This window comes from Mucilaginibacter myungsuensis (genome assembly GCF_015222005.1).
In the GTDB taxonomy this organism is placed as follows: Bacteria; Bacteroidota; Bacteroidia; order Sphingobacteriales; family Sphingobacteriaceae; genus Mucilaginibacter; species Mucilaginibacter myungsuensis.
In genome coordinates, this window is record NZ_JADFFL010000015.1 from 26549 (window position 1) to 33890 (window position 7342).

General features: G+C 46.8%; 6 protein-coding genes and 2 tRNA genes. All 8 read left to right on the plus strand.

Annotated features, from left to right (window positions below; all coding sequences use genetic code 11):
• The first annotated feature begins 27 nt into the window (after window positions 1–27).
• The 8 genes from IRJ16_RS22515 to IRJ16_RS22550 all read left to right on the plus strand — a co-directional run bounded on the left by IRJ16_RS22515 (window position 28) and on the right by IRJ16_RS22550 (window position 7018).
• The gene (locus IRJ16_RS22515) at window positions 28–1440 is read left to right on the plus strand and encodes a glycoside hydrolase family 125 protein (protein WP_194114178.1); all 1413 of its coding nucleotides are present in this window, start codon (window positions 28–30) and stop codon (window positions 1438–1440) included.
• A 487-nt stretch (window positions 1441–1927) separates the two neighbouring features.
• Window positions 1928–2001, plus strand: a tRNA-Pro gene (locus tag IRJ16_RS22520).
• An 83-nt stretch (window positions 2002–2084) separates the two neighbouring features.
• Window positions 2085–2840 (plus strand): helix-turn-helix domain-containing protein, encoded by a 756-nt coding sequence (locus tag IRJ16_RS22525; RefSeq protein WP_194114179.1) that lies wholly within the window; start codon window positions 2085–2087, stop codon window positions 2838–2840.
• 27 nt (window positions 2841–2867) lie between these two features.
• Window positions 2868–4025 (plus strand): FAD-dependent oxidoreductase, encoded by a 1158-nt coding sequence (locus tag IRJ16_RS22530; protein ID WP_194114180.1) that lies wholly within the window; start codon window positions 2868–2870, stop codon window positions 4023–4025.
• A gap of 58 nt (window positions 4026–4083) precedes the next feature.
• Window positions 4084–4157 (plus strand) — tRNA-Pro (locus IRJ16_RS22535).
• 163 nt (window positions 4158–4320) lie between these two features.
• Complete coding sequence (locus tag IRJ16_RS22540; protein ID WP_194114181.1) at window positions 4321–4839, plus strand: DinB family protein; 519 nt, start codon at window positions 4321–4323, stop codon at window positions 4837–4839.
• Window positions 4840–4965: 126 nt separating this feature from the next.
• Window positions 4966–5718, plus strand: a complete 753-nt coding sequence (locus tag IRJ16_RS22545) for an SGNH/GDSL hydrolase family protein (protein ID WP_194114182.1) — start codon at window positions 4966–4968, stop codon at window positions 5716–5718.
• Window positions 5719–5872: 154 nt separating this feature from the next.
• Complete coding sequence (locus IRJ16_RS22550) at window positions 5873–7018, plus strand: TlpA family protein disulfide reductase (protein ID WP_194114183.1); 1146 nt, start codon at window positions 5873–5875, stop codon at window positions 7016–7018.
• Window positions 7019–7342: the final 324 nt, after the last annotated feature.

Sequence of the window (7342 nt, forward strand, 5' to 3'; positions counted from 1 at the left end):
AACCTCGAAAACGAGTTTTTATATACCATGCAAAGACGAACTTTTTTACGCAACACCAGTCTGCTGGCATCGGCAGTAATGGTGAACAAATTGCCATCATTCGCGGCTGCCCCGGCTTACCCTGTGGTAAGGGTTAAAGAGCGCAACTTCACCAGCACCGCTGTTGAGGCTGCAATTCAGGAATTCCAAAGCAAGGTGAAAGACCCTGAGCTGGCCTGGTTGTTCAATAACTGTTTCCCAAACACTTTAGATACCACGGTTACCGCGCGCGAGAAAGGCGGCAAACCTGATACCTACGTGATCACCGGCGATATCGATGCCATGTGGTTGCGCGATAGCAGCGCCCAGGTGTATCCTTACCTGCACTTTGTTAAGCAAGATTCAAAATTGCGTAACCTGGTCGCCGGCGTGATCAACCGCCAGGCCGAGTGTGTATTGAAAGACCCTTACGCCAATGCCTTTTACGATGACCCTAATAAAGTAGGCGAGTGGTCTAAAGACGAGACCAAAATGCAACCGGGCTTGCACGAGCGTAAATGGGAGATAGATTCACTTTGTTATCCTATCCGCTTGGCTTATAAATATTGGAAGATCACCGGTGATACCTCTCCGTTTACAGATACCTGGAAGTCGTCTATCGCTATGATCTTGAAAACCTTTAAGGAACAACAGCGTAAAACAAACCAAGGCCCGTACAGTTTCCAACGCCGTACATCATGGGCAACTGATGGTGTGCCGATGGCCGGTTACGGTTATCCGGTAAAACCTGTAGGTTTGATATGTTCAACTTTCCGCCCGAGTGATGATGCTACGATATTCCTGTACCTGATCCCGTCAAATTTCTTCGCGGTGACCAGTTTAAGACAAGCGGCCGAGATGGTAAGCACCATCAGCAAAGACAATGCGCTGGCAACTGACCTGCGCGCCCTGGCTACCGAAGTTGATGCCGCCCTAAAAAAACATGCCGTGATTAATCACCCAACCTTTGGCAAAGTTTACGCTTACGAGGTTAACGGTTTTGGCAGCTACGTTTTAATGGACGATGCTAATGTGCCAAGCCTGTTAGGTTTGCCATACCTTGATGCGATGCCTAAAACAGATCCGGTTTACCTGAATACCCGTAAGATGTTGCTGTCGGCCAATAACCCTTTCTTCTTTAAAGGTAAGGCAGGCGAGGGCATTGGTGGCCCGCACGTTGGTAAAGATATGATCTGGCCATTGAGTATCATCATCCGCGGGATGACCAGTACTAACGATGCCGAGATCAAACAATGCATTACCATGCTAAAGAACGCTCATGGTGATACCGGCTTTATGCACGAGAGCTTCCATAAAGACGATGCCAAGAATTTCACCCGTAAATGGTTCGCTTGGGCTAACACTTTGTTCGGCGAATTTTTGTGGGAGACCTACAAGGCCAAGCCGCACTTGTTGGCGTAAGCCTTTAGATCTCGAAATATTTTTAACCCCGACCGGATCCATTCAGATCTGGTCGGGGTTTTGTGTTTTGCGGCTGGTGATCACGAAATCGGAAATATTCGTGACGAAATTGCACATTTTAGAAAAGTCTTGCCGGGGTGGCCAAAAATTGGCTTTATAAGAGCGCTTCTGCTGGAGTATATGACAATGGGTTGATATAGTTGTTGCGGGGTTTTTAAAATGCGCCACATCGGCTGTAATGACGTTTAGGGTCATGTGGTATTTTGTTGGTCAAAAATTCATGGTTCATCGCAGCTCAACGGATCTCGCAACATCAGCGGTATTTAGAGGTATAGAATAGGCCGTAACATTATTCTTAATGTTAATGAAAATTAAAATGCTGACTTACAAGCTGCTCGGTATTTAACGCGGTTTTAACGCTAATTTTATTTAAAATTAGTTGGATGGAGTGAAATTTAACCTATCTTTGCACACCGAAACGGAAGAACGGGATGTAGCGTAGCCCGGTATCGCGCCACATTTGGGATGTGGAGGCCGCAGGTTCGAATCCTGCCATCCCGACTAAAGCGGTACCAAGTATCAAAAACCCTCAGCATGCAAATGCTGAGGGTTTTTTGTTTGATAACATTCTGCTATTTTCGATCATGGACAACGGCTTCTTACTGAACTTTCTTGAACCGGACCCGTCGATAGCTGCTTTCGTCGAGAATATCGGGATGTTCCACAATACCTCTGCCGAAACAAAAGAAGTGGTGGTATTACCCGATGGCCGTATCGATCTGTTCTTTTGGAAGAACGGCGGCGGGCCATTTCAGGTGCTGCTTATAGGTTTAGAGACCGCTCCCGAACAACGCTTTGTGCCACCGCAGACCAAGGCTTTTGTGATCAGTTTTAAACCGCTGGCGGTCGAATATATTCTGCAGACCTCTATAGCCGATATCTTGAACAGTGCAAGGGAATTACCTATTGGTTACCTCGGTTTTGATGTCGATATTTCGGGTGACCTGAATGCATTCTATCAGAAAGTATCGAACAAGATAAAAGCCTTATTACCAGTTGATATCGACAGCCGGAAATTGAAGTTATTCGACCTCATCTACTCATCCAATGGGGAACTTTCTGTGGCAGCGTTGGCAGATCAAGTAGGGTGGAGTTCCCGTCAGATCAACCGTTATTTCGATCAGCGTTTCGGCCTGTCGTTAAAATCTTATTGCAATATCCTGCGCTTCAGGGCGTCGCTTAAACACATCGCCAACGGCAAGCTATTTCCCGAACTTGATTTTACTGATCAGGCCTATTTTATTAAAGAGATAAAAAAGTTTTCGGGCGTAATACCCAAAGAATTATCCCGTAATCAAAACGACCGATTTTTACTATTATCCCTTTTGAAACAGCAATAATTTTGTGCCGTACTTAATTGATACGGTATGTTATTAAAAGATAAACAAGTAGCTATTGTGGGCGGTGGTCCGGGTGGCTTAACATTGGCCAAATTACTGCAATTGAAAGGCGTCGATGTGACGTTATATGAACGGGACGCCGACCAAAATGCCCGTGTGCAGGGTTCGCCACTGGACCTGCACGAACATTCGGGTATGGCCGCCCTGCGGGAGGCCGGTCTGTTAGAGGCCTTTAAGCAAAATTTTCTTCCCGGTGCCGATAGGAAGCTGATCACAGATGCCCAAGCGCAGGTGTATTTCAGCGATCACGATAAGCCCGAAGAGAATTTCGGTCACCAACATTTTCGCCCGGAGATAGATAGGGGTACGCTCAGAAAGATCCTGTTAGATTCCCTTAAACCCAGAACGGTGGTTTGGGATAGCCACTTTACCGGCATGGATAAACAAGGCGAAGGCTGGTCATTGCACTTCAAATATAAAGCCTCTGTTTATGCCGATCTGGTTATCGCGGCCGATGGTGCTAACTCTAAGATCAGGCCATATATCACGGATATCAAGCCATTCTACTCGGGCATCACTATGCTCGAGGGGAATGTCCGCAATGCAGTGGAGTCAGCTCCGCAGGTCAGCAAGCTGATTAAAGGTGGTAAGATCATGGCCTTTGGTAAAGGCAAGGATCTGTTGCTGGGGCAAAAGGGGAATGGCGATCTGGGATTTTATGCCAGCATAAAAGTACCGGAAGATTGGTCAGTCACTAACGGGCTTAACTACAAAGATAATGAGCAAGTACTAACTTGGTTCAAAGAGTTTTACAATGATTGGAGTAGCATCTGGTACGAGTTGTTCCAAAACGCCGAGACACCTTTCATTCCCCGCCCGATCAATTGTATGCCTTTAGATCAAACCTGGCAGGCTTTACCCAACGCAACCATGATAGGCGATGCCGCACACGTGATGCCACCCTTTGCCGGAGAGGGAGCTAATATGGCTATGCTGGATGCTTTGGAGCTAAGCAGGGCCTTGACAGATGATACATGCAAGCATCTGCAAGAAGCTATCGCGGCATTTGAGGAGCAGATGCGTGCCCGTGCCGCTGTTGCCGCTCGCGAATCGTTAGCTAACGGCGAATTAATGCATGCCGATAACGCTTTGGCCGATATGCTGGCCATGTTTGGCGGGCATTGATATTTTGAGATGAAAAAGTTTTGAAATAATAAATTAAAGACTATTTTTGCAGCCCTTTCGGGATGTAGCGTAGCCCGGTATCGCGCCACATTTGGGATGTGGAGGCCGCAGGTTCGAATCCTGCCATCCCGACAGCTAAGCGATACCAAGTATCAAAAACCTTCAGCATGCAAATGCTGAGGGTTTTTTTATTGTGGCAACATCCCGTTTGTTGGGCCGCGACCAACGATCAGGGAATCGCCATGACAATTATTTTTTGCCTAATTTTACCTGCACACAAACCATCAAAAATAACATGAAAAAATTATCACTGCTGATCGGTATGCTGGCTATGGCCTGTACCACGGCTTTTGGCCAGATCACTAAAGAACAGAACATTGCCGAGTGGACCCGCGCTAAAAATTACACCAAGGCCTATTTAGATGCCATGCCCGAGGATGGCTACACGTTTAAAGCAACGCCCGATGTGCGTAGTTTTGCCGAACAAATGCTGCACCTGGCCGGGGCAAATTACATGTTTTCGGCAAGCGCGATAGGGCAGAAACCGCCTGCAGAGGCTAACGCCGAGAAAGCGGTAAAACCTACAAAAGAAGCCGTGACCAAAGCCGTGTTAGATAGTTACGATTACGCCATCAAAACGATCCAAAGCATCCCTGCAGATCAGTTAGGGCAGGAGATCAAGCTTTTTGGAATGCAAACTACCAAAGGTCTGGCTTTAGCCAAAGCATTCGAGCACCAAACACACCACCGTGGCCAAACTACGCCTTATCTGCGTTTAAAAGGTATTAAGCCACCTGCCGAGATGTTGTTTTAGATCTTTGCTGATAGCGATATCATCACAAAGGCTTACGGAAATAAAATTTCGTAAGCCTTTGTTGCGTTCGGTAAATTGATCGGATAAAATTATATATTAGCTAAATCGATTTAAAAATAAACCTAAATGAAACTGAATAAACTTTTGGTATTAGGCCTGCTGATCGTTAGCAGCCAAGCCCACGCACAGCAAACCGACGAAGAAAAGAAACGCGGCCAGGATTGGGCAAACTTTCAAAAAATGATAGAGGAGCGCATCCATAAAGATTGGGCCTGGATGAAACGTTATGAGGGCGATAACGAGCGTTTAGCGCCGCCGGCGGCAGGGGAGAAGCGGGTCGTTTTTATGGGCAACTCCATCACCGAAGGTTGGGGCAATACCGATCCCGTTTTTTTTAAAGGTAAACCCTATGTTAACCGTGGCATAGGCGGGCAGACCACCCCACAAATGCTGGTGCGTTTCCGTAGGGACGTGGTCAGCTTGAAACCTAAGGTGGTGGTGATCCTGGCGGGTATTAACGACATAGCCGAAAATACAGGTCCGTCCAAAATAGAGGATGTTGCGGGTAACATCTTCTCGATGGCCGAGCTGGCTAAGCACGCGGGTATCAAGGTCATCTTATCATCGGTACTGCCCGCCGCCGGTTTTACTTGGCACCCGGGCTTAGATCCGCGGCCATCAATAGCAACGCTTAACGCGATGCTGAAGGACTATGCCAAGGCCAATAAATTAGGCTACATCGATTACCACACCGCCATGGCCGAAGCCGATGGTTCGCTCAAGAAAGATCTGGGCACAGATGGCGTGCACCCTAATTTGGCGGGCTATAAAGTGATGGAGCCACTGGTCGAGGCCGAGATAAAGAGAGCGCTAAAATAATGCGCCTGGCGCGTTTAAATAGCGTCTGCGGCTAAGTTGATGTGTGTTGGACGCAATTCACTGTCCAATTCAAAATAAGTACTGCAATATTCAAACCCGGGTGTACGTATCCGGGTTTTATGTTTTTACTTTGGCGTAGATACATCAACAAACCATGCTATCACGTCGCGCTATATTTGTTTTATTCTTCCTTTTTACCGCATCGGTCGGTCGCGGCCAGCGGCTGGAGATCAGTATAGACAGTCTGGATGCCACTCTTAAGCACGACATGCACGGCGATTCTATCCGCAAATACTACTCTAATTCATTATTCAATTACAACAGTAGCCTTTTTACGTATAAAAGCTTGCTGATGGAGGCGTTCTACTCTAACAGGTTGGCGGTCGATCATCAACAGGCCATCAAAAAGATACCTCAGCTTAAAAACTACAGAGGCCCCGGCCCCAGAACATCTATACAGCCCCTCGATGGATATGCAGGCAAGTATGGTATCCCGATATTCGATTCGTCCGGTGTTATTGTAACGGTAAATGGCATTAACCCGTCCAATGCCGATCAATACCAGTTCAGGGTGATCAAAGACAAAACTACAGAGGTCCTTCCGTGGACCCAACCTAAACTTTTTTGCATAGCCTACATGATGACCAGGATAGCCGACCGTAAAAAGGAGGATTCGCTGATGGCCTATCTGGGTAAATTTAAAGCGCCATACGGTTCGGCCCTCACTATACAAGTGAGGGAAAAGGCGTTCCCGGATAATATCAAGTCGGAGATATCGGCAGTATGGATCAGTGATAGCCTGTTCGCTGCCTCGAGCAAGATAGTTAAGGCCGATCTGGGCACTCCGATGGTGAAACTGCCTTTCGGTGCCGAATTGTACCAGTTAGATGCCTCGGCCGATGCGGATAAGTTCGTGACCAATCTTAAAGCCAAATTCCAAAAGAAAGCCATCATTGTTGACATTTGGGCTACCTGGTGCGCGCCGTGCATAGCGGATCTTCCGTTCAGTAAAGACCTGCGCGAAATGACCAAGAACCTCGACATCGAGTATGTTTACCTGTGTACCAACAGTGCCTCGTCCCTTGATACCTGGAAGAATAAGGTAGCCGCTATGCAAATACCCGGTACACACGTTTTTGTGGATGATAGCGTGCTCGCCAAGATCAGAGCGGCTTTTAACACGAGTGGTGGTTTCCCCACATATGTGGCAATCGATATTAATGGGCAAATAAAACCGAAGGCGGTTGGCCACATGCAATTCGAAACTCCAGAGAGTATTAAAAAGGCAGCCGGTCTATAAAAAGAAGTTTTAAGCTTCTGTGTTGTTTTTTTTCGTCAAGGCTTGGTTCTCTTATTCTGCAGTGTAGACTGTGCTCCTGGAGGGCTTTATTCGGCCTGTCCGTCGGGTATTTAAATTGTATGATCTGACGTATCGTCATTTTTTATAAAAAGTAAAGGGCGACCGTTTTAAAACGTCGCCCTTTTTTTTTACCTCAGTGTAACGTCCTAAAATAGGTTGACACAAAAAGTGTTAACAAATGAAAGAACAGGAAGTTAAGGGTTATCAAAGAAAGACCCAAAAAGATTACAGTTTAGCTTTTAAACTGGAGATCGTAGATGCTGT

What these genes read in the sequence shown, in the direction of transcription:
- IRJ16_RS22515 (WP_194114178.1), top strand. Translation starts at nt 28, where the DNA reads ATGCAAAGACGAACTTTTTTACGCAACACCAGTCTGCTGGCATCGGCA.
- IRJ16_RS22525 (WP_194114179.1), top strand. Translation starts at nt 2,085, where the DNA reads ATGGACAACGGCTTCTTACTGAACTTTCTTGAACCGGACCCGTCGATA.
- IRJ16_RS22530 (WP_194114180.1), top strand. Translation starts at nt 2,868, where the DNA reads ATGTTATTAAAAGATAAACAAGTAGCTATTGTGGGCGGTGGTCCGGGT.
- IRJ16_RS22540 (WP_194114181.1), top strand. Translation starts at nt 4,321, where the DNA reads ATGAAAAAATTATCACTGCTGATCGGTATGCTGGCTATGGCCTGTACC.
- IRJ16_RS22545 (WP_194114182.1), top strand. Translation starts at nt 4,966, where the DNA reads ATGAAACTGAATAAACTTTTGGTATTAGGCCTGCTGATCGTTAGCAGC.
- IRJ16_RS22550 (WP_194114183.1), top strand. Translation starts at nt 5,873, where the DNA reads ATGCTATCACGTCGCGCTATATTTGTTTTATTCTTCCTTTTTACCGCA.